Source organism: Streptomyces sp. NPDC127106, assembly GCF_042677605.1.
Lineage (GTDB): Bacteria > Actinomycetota > Actinomycetes > Streptomycetales > Streptomycetaceae > Streptomyces.
In genome coordinates, this window is the sequence record NZ_JBHXTC010000035.1 from 1 (window position 1) to 14327 (window position 14327).

13 protein-coding genes and 1 pseudogene are annotated in these 14327 nt (G+C 73.1%); 9 read left to right on the forward strand and 5 right to left on the reverse strand.

Going from position 1 to position 14327, the window contains the following annotated elements; all coding sequences use genetic code 11:
• Nucleotides 1-442: pseudogene (locus tag ACFVGY_RS25390) on the reverse strand (hypothetical protein); the annotation flags it as partial.
• A gap of 313 nt (nucleotides 443-755) precedes the next feature.
• Here ACFVGY_RS25390 and purN point away from each other — a divergent pair.
• The gene (gene purN / locus ACFVGY_RS25395; protein WP_385681062.1) at nucleotides 756-1379 is read left to right on the forward strand and encodes a phosphoribosylglycinamide formyltransferase; all 624 of its coding nucleotides are present in this window, start codon (nucleotides 756-758) and stop codon (nucleotides 1377-1379) included.
• On the forward strand, nucleotides 1376-2956 hold the full coding sequence (purH, locus tag ACFVGY_RS25400; protein WP_385681064.1) for a bifunctional phosphoribosylaminoimidazolecarboxamide formyltransferase/IMP cyclohydrolase: 1581 nt from the start codon (nucleotides 1376-1378) through the stop codon (nucleotides 2954-2956). The genes purN and purH overlap by 4 nt, the downstream gene beginning before the upstream one ends.
• A gap of 101 nt (nucleotides 2957-3057) precedes the next feature.
• Here purH and ACFVGY_RS25405 read toward each other — a convergent pair whose 3' ends face one another.
• Complete coding sequence (locus tag ACFVGY_RS25405; RefSeq protein WP_385681066.1) at nucleotides 3058-3675, reverse strand: hypothetical protein; 618 nt, start codon at nucleotides 3673-3675, stop codon at nucleotides 3058-3060.
• Nucleotides 3676-3928: 253 nt separating this feature from the next.
• Here ACFVGY_RS25405 and ACFVGY_RS25410 point away from each other — a divergent pair, with 253 nt between their 5' ends.
• The 3 genes from ACFVGY_RS25410 (at nucleotide 3929) to ACFVGY_RS25420 (ending at nucleotide 6662) form a co-directional block, all read left to right on the forward strand.
• Complete coding sequence (locus ACFVGY_RS25410; RefSeq protein ID WP_179175100.1) at nucleotides 3929-4792, forward strand: bifunctional methylenetetrahydrofolate dehydrogenase/methenyltetrahydrofolate cyclohydrolase; 864 nt, start codon at nucleotides 3929-3931, stop codon at nucleotides 4790-4792.
• On the forward strand, nucleotides 4782-5411 hold the full coding sequence (locus ACFVGY_RS25415) for a DUF3017 domain-containing protein (RefSeq protein ID WP_385681068.1): 630 nt from the start codon (nucleotides 4782-4784) through the stop codon (nucleotides 5409-5411). The genes ACFVGY_RS25410 and ACFVGY_RS25415 overlap by 11 nt, the downstream gene beginning before the upstream one ends.
• Before the next feature lie 261 nt (nucleotides 5412-5672).
• Complete coding sequence (locus tag ACFVGY_RS25420; RefSeq protein ID WP_385681070.1) at nucleotides 5673-6662, forward strand: malate dehydrogenase; 990 nt, start codon at nucleotides 5673-5675, stop codon at nucleotides 6660-6662.
• Between the two features lie 72 nt (nucleotides 6663-6734).
• On the opposite strand, the gene ACFVGY_RS25425 is transcribed toward ACFVGY_RS25420, so the two are convergent.
• The gene (locus tag ACFVGY_RS25425; RefSeq protein WP_385681072.1) at nucleotides 6735-7247 is read right to left on the reverse strand and encodes a carboxymuconolactone decarboxylase family protein; all 513 of its coding nucleotides are present in this window, start codon (nucleotides 7245-7247) and stop codon (nucleotides 6735-6737) included.
• A gap of 46 nt (nucleotides 7248-7293) precedes the next feature.
• Between ACFVGY_RS25425 and ACFVGY_RS25430 the strand changes: the two genes are divergently transcribed.
• The gene (locus ACFVGY_RS25430; RefSeq protein WP_385681074.1) at nucleotides 7294-8694 is read left to right on the forward strand and encodes a PLP-dependent aminotransferase family protein; all 1401 of its coding nucleotides are present in this window, start codon (nucleotides 7294-7296) and stop codon (nucleotides 8692-8694) included.
• A 183-nt stretch (nucleotides 8695-8877) separates the two neighbouring features.
• On the opposite strand, the gene ACFVGY_RS25435 is transcribed toward ACFVGY_RS25430, so the two are convergent.
• Nucleotides 8878-9732: a hypothetical protein gene (locus ACFVGY_RS25435; RefSeq protein ID WP_385681187.1), complete on the reverse strand. Its 855-nt coding sequence runs from the start codon at nucleotides 9730-9732 to the stop codon at nucleotides 8878-8880.
• Nucleotides 9733-9829: 97 nt separating this feature from the next.
• On the opposite strand from ACFVGY_RS25435, the gene ACFVGY_RS25440 reads away from it, so the two are divergent.
• Complete coding sequence (locus ACFVGY_RS25440) at nucleotides 9830-10129, forward strand: hypothetical protein (protein WP_385681076.1); 300 nt, start codon at nucleotides 9830-9832, stop codon at nucleotides 10127-10129.
• Nucleotides 10130-10133: 4 nt separating this feature from the next.
• Nucleotides 10134-11324 carry a glutathionylspermidine synthase family protein gene (locus tag ACFVGY_RS25445; RefSeq protein ID WP_385681078.1) on the forward strand — a complete coding sequence of 397 codons (1191 nt, stop codon included), beginning with the start codon at nucleotides 10134-10136 and terminating at the stop codon, nucleotides 11322-11324.
• Between the two features lie 60 nt (nucleotides 11325-11384).
• On the opposite strand, the gene rocD is transcribed toward ACFVGY_RS25445, so the two are convergent.
• A complete protein-coding gene (rocD, locus tag ACFVGY_RS25450; protein ID WP_385681080.1) occupies nucleotides 11385-12593 on the reverse strand; it encodes an ornithine--oxo-acid transaminase in 1209 nt (402 codons plus the stop codon).
• 251 nt (nucleotides 12594-12844) lie between these two features.
• Between rocD and glyA the strand changes: the two genes are divergently transcribed.
• Nucleotides 12845-14113, forward strand: a complete 1269-nt coding sequence (gene glyA, locus ACFVGY_RS25455) for a serine hydroxymethyltransferase (RefSeq protein ID WP_385681082.1) — start codon at nucleotides 12845-12847, stop codon at nucleotides 14111-14113.
• The last annotated feature ends 214 nt before the right edge of the window (nucleotides 14114-14327 follow it).

Here is a 14327-nt window from a genome sequence, read left to right on the forward strand (position 1 = left end):
TGGTGGGGGGGGGGGTCGCGGTTTCTGTATCCCCCCCCCCCCCGGGCCGCCCCCCCCCCCCGCCGCCCGCGGCGCCCCGCGCGGCCCCGGCAGTGGCCGTGTCCGGCCCGACCGGCGCGGGCCGGCCGCGCAGGCCGCTGATCCCCCAGTACACCGCGAGCGCGCCGAGCAGCAGTCCGACCGACGGGATCCCGAAGATCCCGAAGAAGAAGCCCCACATGCCGGCGAGCAGCGCGTAGCGGGCGCGCCGCTGGACCGGGTCCGTCGGGTCCCAGCGCGCCGGTCCGCCGGGTCCGCCGGGTCCCCCCGGCCCGGACCCCGGGTCCTGGCCCGGGCGGCCGCCGTTGCCGCGCGGCTGCCACGGCTGGTCGGGCCGGCCCTCCGGGGGAGCCGCGAAGGGGTTGTCGTCGGTGGAGGAGTCGGGCTGGCGGCGGTCCGGCATCGAGTGCGTTACTTCCCCTGTGTCGTGGACGCCGCCGCGTCCGGCCGGGGCCGGGGCGGCGGCGTCGAAATGCGTCGCGGGTGGTCGTGCGGGGTGTGTCGGGGGGTTGCGCGGCCCCCCTCGCACCGCGCCGTTCGCGGCTTGTATCCCAGACGCTACCCCTCGGCCGTCCCCCCGTCCCGCGGGGGCCGTCCCGTGTGCCGGTATCGTTGCGTGCGGTCGGTGGCTTCGTAGGGTTCCCCGTAAAACAGGGCACCGAAGTTTTGTATGACCGCACAAGACGAACGACGATCTCCGTGAGAAAGGGCCTCCCATGGCCGCCTCCCGCCTGGTCGTGCTGGTTTCCGGCTCCGGCACCAACCTCCAGGCCCTGCTCGACGCCATCGACGCCCATCCCGGCGGAACCGAGGGCTTCGGGGCCGAAGTCGTCGCCGTGGGGGCCGACCGGGACAACATCGCCGGCCTCGAACGGGCCGAGAAGGCCGGGATCCCCACCTTCGTGTGCCCGGTCAAGGCCCACGCGAGCCGTGCCGAGTGGGACGTCGCGCTCACCGAGGCGACCGACGCGTACGCACCGGACCTCGTCGTGTCCGCCGGGTTCATGAAGCTCCTGGGCGAGGCGTTCCTCGACCGCTTCGGCGGTCGCATCGTCAACACCCATCCCGCCCTCCTCCCGGCCTTTCCCGGAGCCCACGGCGTCCGGGACGCCCTCGCGTACGGGGTGAAGGTCACCGGCTGCACCGTCCACTTCGTGGACGCGGGCGTGGACACCGGCCCGATCATCGCCCAGGGTGTGGTCGAGGTCAGGGACGAGGAGGACGAAGCCGCTCTCCATGAGCGCATCAAGGAAGTCGAGCGCCAGCTGCTCGTCGATGTCGTGGGGCGCCTGGCCCGGCACGGCTACCGCATTGAGGGACGAAAGGTAACGATCCAGTGACCGCCGCAGAGAGCAGCACCACCTCGTCGAAGCGACCGATCCGGCGCGCCCTCGTCAGCGTCTACGACAAGACGGGACTGGAGGAGCTGGCCCGCGGCCTGCACGAGGCGGGTGTCTCCCTCGTCTCCACCGGCTCCACTGCTTCCCGCATCGCCGACGCCGGCGTGCCCGTCACCAAGGTGGAGGAGCTGACCGGGTTCCCCGAGTGCCTCGACGGCCGCGTCAAGACCCTGCACCCGCGCGTCCACGCCGGCATCCTCGCCGACCTGCGTCTGGAGGACCACCAGCGCCAGCTCGCCGAGCTGGGCGTCGAGCCCTTCGACCTGGTGGTCGTCAACCTCTACCCGTTCCGGGAGACCGTCGCCTCGGGCGCCACCCCCGACGAGTGCGTCGAGCAGATCGACATCGGCGGCCCGTCCATGGTGCGCGCCGCCGCGAAGAACCACCCGTCCGTCGCCGTCGTCACCAGCCCGGCCCGGTACGCCGACGTCCTCGCCGCCGTCCGGGCCGGCGGCTTCGACCTCGACGCCCGCAAGCGGCTGGCGGCCGAGGCCTTCCAGCACACCGCCGCGTACGACGTCGCCGTGGCCTCCTGGTTCACGAGCGCGTACGCCCCGGAGCCGGAGGCCGTGCTGCCCGAGTTCCTGGCCGGCGCCTGGGACCGCAAGGCCGTCCTGCGCTACGGCGAGAACCCGCACCAGGCCGCGGCCCTCTACTCCGACGGGCAGCCGGGCGGGCTCGCCAACGCCGAGCAGCTGCACGGCAAGGAGATGTCCTTCAACAACTACGTGGACACCGAGGCCGCCCGCCGGGCCGCCTACGACCACGACGAGCCCTGCGTCGCGATCATCAAGCACGCCAACCCGTGCGGCATCGCGATCGGCGCGGACGTGGCCGAGGCGCACCGCAAGGCCCACGCCTGCGACCCGCTGTCGGCCTTCGGCGGCGTCATCGCCGTCAACCGCCCGGTGACCGTCCAGCTCGCCGAGCAGGTCGCGGAGATCTTCACCGAGGTCATCGCCGCCCCCGCCTACGAGGAGGGCGCGCTCGCGATCCTGGCCAAGAAGAAGAACATCCGCGTCCTGCGCGTCGACGGCAGCCCGCACCAGCCCGGCGACCTCAAGCCGATCTCGGGCGGTGCGGTGCTCCAGCAGAGCGACGTGTTCCAGGCCGAGGGCGACGACCCGAAGAACTGGACGCTGGCCACCGGCGAGGCCCTCGCCCCGGAGGAGCTCGCCGAGCTCGCCTTCGCGTGGAAGGCCTGCCGGGCCGTGAAGTCCAACGCGATCCTGCTCGCCAAGGACGGCGCCTCGGTGGGTGTCGGCATGGGCCAGGTCAACCGCGTGGACTCGGCCAAGCTGGCCGTCGAGCGGGCCGGCGCCGAGCGCGCGCAGGGCTCGTACGCCGCGTCCGACGCCTTCTTCCCGTTCCCGGACGGGCTGGAGATCCTGACCGGAGCGGGCGTCAAGGCCGTGGTGCAGCCTGGCGGTTCGGTCCGTGACGAGCAGGTCGTCGAAGCCGCGAAGGCGGCGGGTGTGACCATGTACTTCACCGGCACCCGCCACTTCTTCCACTGAGCAACGGCACACACGGCGAAGGCCGCGCCCCGCAACCCTGCGGGACGCGGCCTTCGCCGCTGTTGCCACGTGCCTGCGTACGGGGAAACTCCCCGCCGGGCTCAGTACCGCGGGCGGTTGAACCAGGCGACCGAATCCTTGTTGACGGCCGCGACCAGGACCAGCACGCCGATGGCCAGGCCGACCACGCCGCCCACCATGGAGCCGGGGGAGGCCTCGCTGCCCGCGAGGTTGGCGAAGTTGCCCAGGCTGCTCAGGATGAACAACACGGAGTACACGATCGTCGTGATGCGCACGCCGTTGCCGCCCTTGGCGAACTTCGCGGCGAGCACGATCGCCCAGACGGCGAGTGCGATGGAGACCAGGGCGATGGCCGCGATCACGCCGGCCGCAGCGTCGCCGGAGGAGCTGCTGCCGAGCGAGTCGCTGCTGGAGAGGAAGGCGGCGCCCAGCAGGGCGAAGACGCCGACGATCAGCTGGAGGCCCGCGATGATGTAGAGGAACACGCGCGCGGTCTTCAGCAGGCCGGGCATCTGCATCGGCATGCCCGGGTAGCCGCCGGGGCCGGCCGGGTAGGCGTAGCCGCCCTGCTGGGGCTGCTGCGGGTAGGCGTAGCCACCCTGCTGCGGGTAGCCCTGCGGGGCCTGCTGCGGGTAGCCGTAACCGGGCTGGCCCTGCGGCTGCTGCCCGTACGGGTTGTTCGGGTCACCGAAGCTCATCTTGGGGTGTTCCTCCGTGGAAGTGCGGGGACGCACGGCACGCACGGAGGTGGTCATGCTGTTGCGGCCCGCCCCCCGGCACTGCCCGCGGCACTCTTTTTGCTCATCGTCGGCCGACCGGGCCCGACTTGTCCAGCGGCTATTGCGACCGCACCGTCACTTGTTGTGCAAGTGCAACGATTGGTTCAAGCCTGTGACCGTACGGCGGCCCCTTGAGTGGAACCGGGGCCGCTCCATCCGGGAGGATGGAAGCATGACCGCCCAGATTCTCGACGGCAAGGCCACCGCGGCCGCGATCAAGTCCGAACTGACCGCCCGTGTGGCGGCCCTCAAGGCCCGGGGCGTCACCCCCGGACTCGGCACCCTGCTGGTCGGCGACGACCCGGGCAGCCGCTGGTACGTCAACGGAAAGCACAAGGACTGCGCCGAGGTCGGCATCGAGTCCATCCGGCGCGAACTGCCCGCCACGGCCACCCAGGAGGAGATCGAGGCGGTCGTCCGCGAGCTGAACGAGGACCCGGCCTGCACCGGCTACATCGTCCAACTCCCGTTGCCCAAGGGCATCGACACCAACCGCGTGCTGGAGCTGATGGACCCGGAGAAGGACGCCGACGGCCTGCACCCGATGTCGCTGGGCCGGTTGGTCCTGAACGAGCCGGGACCGCTGCCCTGCACCCCTTACGGCATCGTCGAGCTGCTGCGCCACCACGGCGTGGAGATCAACGGCGCCCACGTCGTGGTCGTCGGCCGCGGCATCACGGTCGGCCGCTCGATCGGCCTGCTGCTGACCCGCAAGTCCGAGAACGCCACCGTGACCCTGTGCCACACCGGTACCCGCGACCTGTCCGGGATCCTGCGCCACGCCGACATCGTCGTCGCGGCGGCCGGCGTCCCGCACCTGGTCAAGCCGGAGGACGTCAAGCCCGGCGCGGCCGTCCTCGACGTGGGCGTCAGCCGCGACGAGAACGGCAAGATCGTCGGCGACGTGCACCCCGGCGTCGCCGAGGTCGCCGCGTGGATCTCCCCGAACCCGGGCGGTGTCGGCCCGATGACCCGCGCCCAGCTCCTCGTCAACGTCGTCGAGGCGGCCGAGCGGACGGCGACCAGTGCGGGCTGAGCACGACGCCGAACCCGAAGCGGGCGCCGAGGCCGCGTCCGGAGCCGCCGACGCGACCGAGGCCGCGACCGAGGCCGCGACCGAGGCCGGGAGCGGGACCGAGACCGGCGCCAAGACCGCGCCCGCGGCCGGGACCCGCGCCGGAGCCAACGGCCGCGCCGGAGCCGACGCCCACGCCGGAGCCAACGCCGACGCCGGGGCCGACGCCGGTGCCGAGGAGGCGGCGGCGCAGGCGCCGAGGTCGCGCCGCTTCCCCGCGGTCACCCAGGACACGGCCCGCCCCGAGGGCGCGGGCCGGGCCGCTCCGGGGGACGCGCTCGCGGCCCGTCAGTGGCCGATGCTCAGCGTGCTCGCCGCGACCGCGATCGGGCTGCTGCTCACCGCGCTGGGCCAGGCGCGGGTCGGCTGCCTGGTGATCGGCGCGGCCCTGATCGCCGCTTCCGTGCTGCGGCGCGCCCTGCCGGACGTGGGCATGCTCGCCGTGCGCTCCCGGTTCACGGACATGATCACGTACGGGCTGCTGGGCCTCGCGATCACGCTGCTCGCGCTGGTGGTCGAGCCCAAGCCGTGGCTGGAGGTCCCGTTCCTGGAGGACGCGGTCCGCTTCACCGTCCGCTGAGGGCCCCGTCCGGCTCCCCGGATCCACCGGATCCACCCGTCCGGATGAGCCGGGCGGGCGAATTGCGGGGGCGTGTACGCCCGCTCGCCTTCGAACTCCCGGTCCGTGTGCCACGGACCACACGGACCGGGGGGTTGGGGTGCTTGGGAGTCGGATAGCCTGACGCCGGATGTCTCTTCACGTCAAGATTCGCAGGGAAGCGGCGTCCGCCAGCACATGGGGCGGGGACGCCCCACCGCCAGCTGTCTAACGGAGAAGGCCATGACCCGCACTCCTGTGAATGTCACCGTCACCGGCGCCGCCGGCCAGATCGGCTACGCGCTGCTCTTCCGCATCGCCTCCGGTCACCTGCTCGGCGCGGACGTGCCGGTCAAGCTCCGCCTGCTGGAGATCCCCCAGGGCATGAAGGCCGCTGAGGGCACGGCCATGGAGCTCGAAGACTGCGCCTTCCCGCTGCTGAAGGGCATCGACATCTTCGACGACCCGAACAAGGGCTTCGAGGGTGCGAACGTCGCCCTGCTCGTCGGCGCCCGCCCCCGCACCGCGGGCATGGAGCGCGGCGACCTGCTCTCCGCCAACGGCGGCATCTTCAAGCCGCAGGGCAAGGCCATCAATGACCACGCCGCGGACGACATCAAGGTCCTCGTCGTCGGCAACCCGGCCAACACCAACGCCCTGATCGCCCAGTCGGCCGCCCCGGACGTACCGGCGGAGCGCTTCACCGCGATGACCCGCCTGGACCACAACCGCGCGATCTCGCAGCTGGCCGCCAAGACCGGTGCCGCCGTCTCCGACATCAAGCGCCTGACGATCTGGGGCAACCACTCCGCCACCCAGTACCCGGACATCTTCCACGCGGAGATCGCCGGCAAGAACGCCGCCGAGGTCGTGGCCGACGAGCAGTGGCTGGCCGACACCTTCATCCCGACCGTCGCCAAGCGCGGCGCCGCGATCATCGAGGCCCGTGGCGCGTCCTCGGCCGCCTCCGCCGCCAACGCCGCCATCGACCACGTCCACACCTGGGTCAACGGCACCGCCGAGGGCGACTGGACCTCCATGGGCATCCCGTCGGACGGCTCCTACGGCGTCCCGGAGGGCCTCATCTCCTCCTTCCCGGTCGTCTGCAAGGACGGTACGTACGAGATCGTCCAGGGCCTGGACATCAACGAGTTCTCCCGTGCGCGCATCGACGCGTCCGTCCAGGAGCTCTCCGAGGAGCGCGACGCGGTCCGCGAGCTCGGCCTCATCTGAGTCTGACCACGGCGAGGGCCCCGGCGCACAGCGTGTGCGCCGGGGCCCTCGCCGTCCCCCGTTGCGGGTGCTTCAGCGGTGCTTGCCCGGCGTGTAGTGGCCCGGGACCATACGGGTGGTGACGGCGAGGCGGTTCCACACGTTGATCGTCGCGATCGCAGTGATCAGCTGGGCGAGCTCCTTCTCCTCGAAGTGCTTCGCGGCCTTCTCGTACACCTCGTCCGGCACGAAACCGTCCGTCAGCACGGTCACCGCCTCGGTCAGCTCGATCGCGGCGATCTCCTTCTCGGTGTAGAAGTGCCGCGACTCCTCCCAGGCGCTGAGCTGGACGATCCGCTGCACGCTCTCGCCCGCCGCGAGCGCGTCCTTCGTGTGCATGTCGATGCAGAACGCGCAGTGGTTGAGCTGCGAGGCGCGGATCTTGACCAGTTCCAACAGGACCGGGTCCATCCCCCTGCGCGTGGCCATCTCCAGGTTGAGGACGGCCTTGTAGACGTCCGGCACCTGCTGGGCCAGGTTCATGCGCGGGGTGTGCTCGTCGGCATAGGCGGGTCCGGCTTCGTTGGTGTGCTCGTGAGTGGTCATGAACCCAGCCTACGGAGCAGGCGGCCCGCCGATATGGTCCATATCCATGACGGATTCGTGGGCCACTTTCGGCGCCGACCTGCATCTGGACCTCTCCGCCGGGCGCGGCTTGCGGGCCGGTCTCTCCGAGGCGTTGCGCGAGGCGGCGCGCAGCGGGCGGCTCGCGCCCGGGACCCGGCTGCCGTCCTCGCGGTCGCTCGCCGCGAACCTCGGCATCGCGCGCAACACGGTCGCGGAGGCGTACGCCGAGCTCGTCGCCGAGGGCTGGCTCACGGCCCGCCAGGGCTCGGGCACCCGGGTCGCGGAACGCGCCCGGCCCCGCCGGCCCGCGGCCGCGGCCGCCCGCGTCCGGCCCCCGGCACGACGGGGACCCGCGTACAGCCTGCTGGCCGGCACCCCGGACCTGGGCGGGTTCCCGCGCGCGGCCTGGCTGTCGGCGGCCCGGAGGGCGCTGACGGACGCCCCGAACGAGGCGTTCGGCTACGGGTTCGACCCGCGCGGCCGGGTCGAGCTGCGCGAGGCACTGGCCGGCTATCTGGCGCGGGCCCGCGGGGTGTACACGGACCCGGACCGGATCGTGCTGTGCTCCGGCTTCGTGCACGCGCTGTCGTTGCTGGCGCGGGTGCTGCGGGAGCGCCGGGTACGGGAGGTGGCGGTCGAGGGGTACAGCCTGGACGTGCACCGCGAGCTGCTCACCGGGGCGGGGCTGCGGACGGCTCCGCTGACGGTGGACGGGGCCGGGGCGTGCACCCCGGAGCTGTCCGCGGGCGAGGCGGGGGCGGTGCTGCTCACGCCGGCCCACCAGTTCCCGACCGGGGTGGCGCTGACGGCGTCCCGGCGGGCGGCGGCGGTCAACTGGGCCCGCACCACGGGCGGGCTGATCCTGGAGGACGACTACGACGGGGAGTTCCGCTACGACCGCCAGCAGGTCGGCGCCCTGCAGGGGCTCGACCCCGACCGGGTGGTGTACCTCGGCACGGCGAGCAAGTCCCTGGCGCCGGGGCTGCGGATGGGCTGGATGGTGGTGCCGCTGGGGCTGCTGGAGGAGGTCCTCGCGGCGAAGGGGCGGTTCGACTGGGCGTCGAGCGCCCCGGACCAGCTGACCCTGGCGGAGTTCATCCGGTCGGGGGCGTACGACCGCCACGTGCGCGGCATGCGGCTGCGCTACCGGCGCCGCCGGGACGAGCTGCTGGCGGCGGTGTCGGGGCGGGTCGCCGTCTCGGGCATCGCGGCGGGCCTGCACGCGGTGCTGGACCTCCCCGAGGGAACGCAGGGGGCGGTGCTGCGGGCGGCGGCCTGGCACGACCTGGCCCTGGAGACCCTGTCGCGCTACGCCCATCCGGACGCGGTGGAGCCGCCGCGGGAGGCCCTGGTCGTCGGCTACGGCACCCCGTCGACGAGCGCCTGGTCCGGGAGCCTGGCAGCCCTGGTGTCCACCCTGCCCTGACGCCCCGGCCCGTCGCCCGGCCCGGCGCCCCGGCCCGTCACCCCCGGCCCGTCGCCCGGCCTGTCGCCCCCGGCCCGTCGCCCGGCCTGTCGCCCCCGGCCCGTCGCCCGGCCCGTCGCCCGGCCCGGCGCCCCGGCCCGACCGCTCTGCCCCGCCGGCCCGGCGGCGGCTCCGGCGGCGCCGCTACGGGGCGGTCCCCGCCGCGGGATCCGGGTCCGGTCCCGGGGTCGGGAGTTCACCGAAGCGGGCCAGCGCCAGGGCGCCCGCCACCGCCACGACGAAGCCGAGGACCGCCAGCCAGGCCAGGCCCTCGCGGGTGCGGTCCCCGAGCCAGACGACCCCGACCACCGCCGGGCCGACCGTTTCCCCGAGCACCATCCCCGCCGTGGCCGCCGTGACCGAGCCGCGCTGCAGCGCCGAGGTCAGCAGAAGGAACGCGGCGCCGCCGCCGAGCAGCAGGGCGTACAGGGCCGGGTTGCGCAGCTCGGCCGGGGAGAAGCCGTCGATGAGGCGGACCGCCACCTCCACCACCCCGAACCCCGTCCCGGAGGCCAGCCCCAGGACCAGCGCCCGCGGCCGGTCCGGCAGGCCGCCGCACAGCGCGCCGACGGCCAGCACCCCGCCCGCGGTCAGCAGCAGGCCCAGCTCCAGCGCGAAAGACCCCTGCCCGGATCCTTCCCCGCCCGCGGACAGCCCCAGCATCGCGAGCCCCGCGCACACCACCCCCACCGCGGACCACTCCGCCGCGCTCAGCCGCATCCGCAGCATCCGCGCCGCGACCACCGCCGTCACCGCGAGGCTCGCCGCCAGGGCGGCGCCCACCGCGTAGATCGGGATGTGCCGCAGCGCCACGATCTGGAGCACGAACCCGGCCGCGTCGAGTCCCAGACCGGCCAGATAGCGCCACTGGCGCACGGCGCGCAGCAGCAGGGCGGTGTCCACGCCGGAGCCGGATCCGGGCTCGACCGCGCGCGTGCCGACCGCCTGCAGGACCGATGCCGTGCCGAAGCAGACCGCCGCCCCGAGCGCGCAAACCATGCCGATCAGCACGAATCGACTCTAGATCATGGAGTCTCGGTGACGGTTTCGACGGCCGGATTCCATCCCTTCGATGCCCCGTTCTAGGCTGTCGGCCATGGACAGCAGCAGTAGCAGCACCACCCGACGCATGCGTTCCGGCGGCGTCGCCCTCGGCGGCATGGGCCTGCTCGCCGCAGCCCTCGTCGCCTGCGGCAGCAGCAGCGAGCCGGACAAGCGCTGCGCCGACCGCGTGACCCTGGAGAAGCTCAACACCAAGGAGTGCAGGAGCGGCGGCCGCGGGTCGTACTACTACGGTGGCTCGGTCACCAACAACAGGGTCCACGGCGGAAGCTTCGACAAGTCGGCCGTCAAGACCGGCGGCATCGGCGGCGGCTCCAGCTCCAGCGGCGGCTGAGCCCGTGGAGCGCCACACCATCGAGCCCCGGCCGGACTGGCAGAAGACCGTCGAGGAGCAGGGGCTCATCTACCCCCTCACCCGCTACCCCGACGACTCCCTGCGCCCGTACTGGGACGAGAGCGCGTACTACTCCTTCTCGCTCCCCGAGGTCGAGGCGCTGGAGAACGTCGTCGAGGAACTGCATGCCATGTGCCTGGCCGCGGCCGCGCACATCGTCGAGCACGACCGCTTCGCCGACCTCGGCATCACCGACCCGAAGCTCGCCGCGCTCATCGCCGAGTCCTGGCGGCGCCGCGCCGAGCAGCCCTCCCTGTACGGCCGCTTCGACCTGCGCTACGACGGCTCCGGCAGCCCCGCCAAGATGCTGGAGTACAACGCCGACACCCCCACCTCCCTGGTGGAGGCGGCCGGTCCGCAGTGGTTCTGGATGGAGGAGCGCTTTCCCGGCGCCGACCAGTGGAACTCCCTGCACGAACGGCTCGTCGACGCCTGGCGCCGCCAGGCGGAGCTGCTGCCGGCCGGCCCGGTGCACTTCGCGCACTCCGCGGCCGACGAGCTCGGCGAGGACCTGATGACGGTGGCCTACCTCCAGGAGACCGCGGACCAGGCGGGCCTGGACACCGAGGCGCTGTCCGTCGAGCAGATCGGCTGGGACACCCTCTCGGGCCGGTTCGTCGACCAGCACCTGCGGTTCATCCGCGGCATCTTCAAGCTCTACCCGTGGGAGTGGCTGACCACCGACGAGTTCGGCCCGTACGTCCTGGACACCTACGACCAGGGCGGCGGCTCCGGCACCACCTGCTGGATCGAGCCGCTGTGGAAGATGCTGCTGTCCAACAAGGCGCTGCTGGCGATCCTGTGGGAGCTCTTCCCCGAGCACCCCAACCTCCTGCCCGCCTACCTCGACGGCCCCCGCGAGCTGGCGGAGAGCACCGGTTTCGCCGCGAAGCCGCTGCTGGGCCGCGAGGGCGCCGGTGTCAGCCTGCACACCCCGGGCGGTGAGCCGTTCACCCCGGCCGCGGGCGAGCGGTACGTCTACCAGGGGCTGGCCCCGCTGCCCGACTTCGACGGCAACCGGGTCGTGCTCGGCGCGTGGGTCGTCGAGGAGGAAGCGGCGGGCCTCGGCATCCGCGAGTCCGCGGGAGCCGTCACGGACGAGTACGCCCGCTTCATCCCGCACGTCATCCTCTGAGCGGACGTCCCGGCGGCCGGGGCGCGGCGAACACCGCGCCCCGCCCGCCGGGACGGGCCGTCAGCCCGTGGCGAGGACCGCGCGGAGCTGGTCCAGGCCCCAGTCCAGGTCCTCCTTGCTGATCACCAGGGGCGGGGCGATGCGGATCGTGGCGCCGTGGGTGTCCTTGACCAGGACGCCCCGCTCCATCAGGCGGTGCGAGACCTCCCGGCCCGTTCCGTGGCCGGGCTCGATGTCCACGCCGGCCCACAGGCCGCGGCCGCGTACGGCGGTCACCGCGCCCCCGCCGACCAGCAGGTTCAGCTCCCGGTGCAGGTGGTCACCGAGTTCGGCGGCGCGCTGCTGGTACTCGCCCGTCCGCAGCATCGCGATGACCTCCAGGGCGACCGCGCAGGCCAGCGGGTTCCCGCCGAAGGTGGAGCCGTGCTCGCCGGGCTTGAAGACGCCGAGCACGTCCCGGTCGGCGACGACGGCCGAGACCGGCACCACGCCGCCGCCCAGCGCCTTGCCGAGGACGTAGACGTCCGGGACGACGTCCTCGTGCTCGCAGGCGAAGGTCCGGCCCGTGCGGCCCAGCCCCGACTGGATCTCGTCCGCCATGAACAGGACGTTCCGCTCGCGCGTGAGCTCCCGTACGCCCCGCAGGTAGCCGGGCGGCGGCACCAGCACGCCGGCCTCGCCCTGGATCGGCTCCAGCAGCACGGCCACGGTGTTGGACGTGACGGCGTGGGCGAGGGCGGTGAGGTCCCCGTACGGGACGATCTCGAAGCCCGGGGTGTACGGCCCGAAGTGGTCGCGGGCCTCGTGGTCGGTGGAGAAGCTCACGATGGTCGTCGTGCGGCCGTGGAAGTTGTCGGACGCCACCACGATCTTGGCGTGGCCGTCCGGCACGCCCTTGACCTCGTACCCCCACTTCCGGGCGGTCTTCACCGCCGTCTCCACGGCTTCCGCACCGGTGTTCATCGGCAGCACCATCTCCTTGCCGCACAGCTCGGTGAGCGCGGTGCAGAACTCGGCGAACCGATCGTGGTGGAAGGCCCGCGAGGTCAGCGTGACCCGCTCCAGTTGCGCCCGCGCCGCGTCGATCAGACGGCGGTTGCCGTGGCCGAAGTTGAGCGCGGAGTAGCCGGCGAGCATGTCGAGGTAGCGGCGGCCCTCCACATCGGTCATCCACGCGCCCTCCGCCGTCGCCACGACGACGGGCAGCGGGTGGTAGTTGTGCGCGCTGTGCGCCTCGGCGGCGGCGATGGCATCAGCAGTGGTCGACACGGGGTCTCCGATCGTCGTCAGCGGGCCGGGTGCGGTGACACGGTGGTGTCACCTTGTATACGGCTATACGTCGCTCGTATACCGGACGCGGAAACCTTTCCCGTGGCGCGCCCGCTAAGGTTGGCGGTACGCACGACAACTGGCGCACGGAGAAGGAACTCCGGGGGAGTCGCGCGCGCACGACCGCATACGGGGCCGCTCGCCTGGGCCCCGCGGGGACGAGGACCGACATCGACCCCGGAGGAGCCGCCGTGACCGCGCCCCGCCATCCCGCCCTGACCGCCACCGACCCCGAGCTGGCGTCCTTCGTCGCCGCCGAGGAACAGCTCCAGGCGCAGACGCTCCGTCTGATCCCCAGCGAGAACTACGTGTCGGCCGCCGTGCTCGAAGCCTCCGGCACCGTCCTGCAGAACAAGTACAGCGAGGGCTACCCGGGCCGCCGCTACTACGAGGGCCAGCAGAACGTCGACCGGATCGAGGCACTGGCCGTCGAGCGGGCCAAGGGCCTGTTCGGCGTGGACCACGCCAACGTCCAGCCGTACTCCGGCTCGCCCGCGAACCTGGCCGTGTACCTGGCCTTCGCGCAGCCCGGCGACACGGTGATGGGCATGGCCCTGCCGATGGGTGGTCACCTGACGCACGGCTGGGGCGTGTCGGCGACGGGCACCTGGTTCCGCGGCGTGCAGTACGGGGTCTCCGCGGACACCGGGCTGATCGACTACGACGCGGTGCGCGACCTCGCGCTGACCGAACGCCCGAAGATCATCTTCTGTGGCGGCACCGCACTGCCCCGCACGATCGACTTCGAGGCCTTCGCGTCCATCGCGAAGGAGGCGGGCTCGGTCCTGGTCGCCGACATCGCCCACATCGCGGGTCTGATCGCGGGCGGGGCCCACCCCTCCCCGGCCGGCCACGTCGACGTCATCTCCACCACCACGCACAAGACCCTGCGCGGCCCGCGCGGCGCGATGCTGATGTGCCGCGAGGAGCACGCCAAGGCCATCGACAAGGCCGTGTTCCCCGGCCTCCAGGGCGGCCCGCACAACCAGACGACGGCGGGCATCGCGGTGGCCCTGCACGAGGCGGCGCAGCCGTCGTTCACCGCGTACGCGCACGCGGTGGTGGCCAACGCGAAGGCGCTGGCCGAGGCGCTGCTGGAGCGTGGTTTCGACCTGGTGTCGGGCGGTACCGACAACCACCTGATCCTGATCGACCTGACCCGCAAGGGCGTTCCGGGCAAGACCGCGGCGAAGGCGCTGGACCGGGCGGGCATCGTCGTGAACTACAACACGGTCCCGTTCGACCCGCGCAAGCCGTTCGACCCGTCCGGCATCCGCATCGGCACGCCGTCGCTGACCTCGCGCGGTCTGACCGCCGAGCACATGGCGCAGGTCGCCGACTGGATCGCGCGGGCCGTGGACGCCGCCGCGGGCGGCGACGAGCCGGCCCTGGCCGCGGTCCGGGCCGAGGTCGCCGACCTGATGGCCGCCCACCCGGCCCCCGGCCTGCCGCTGTCCTGACCCCGCCCCGGCCCCCGTCCTCCGGACCGGTTCGCCGGTGCCGGTGCCGGGGGTGCCGGTGCCCGTGCCGGGCGGCCGAAAGCGGTCGCTCGGCAGGGTGGGGATTCGGCCGCCCGGCTACTGCCCGGTACGCGGACGGGGGCCGGGCCGGGCGGGGCCGCGGCGGTGTGACCCGTGTCGCACCCCCGTGCGGACCGGGCGGCTTCCGGCCAGT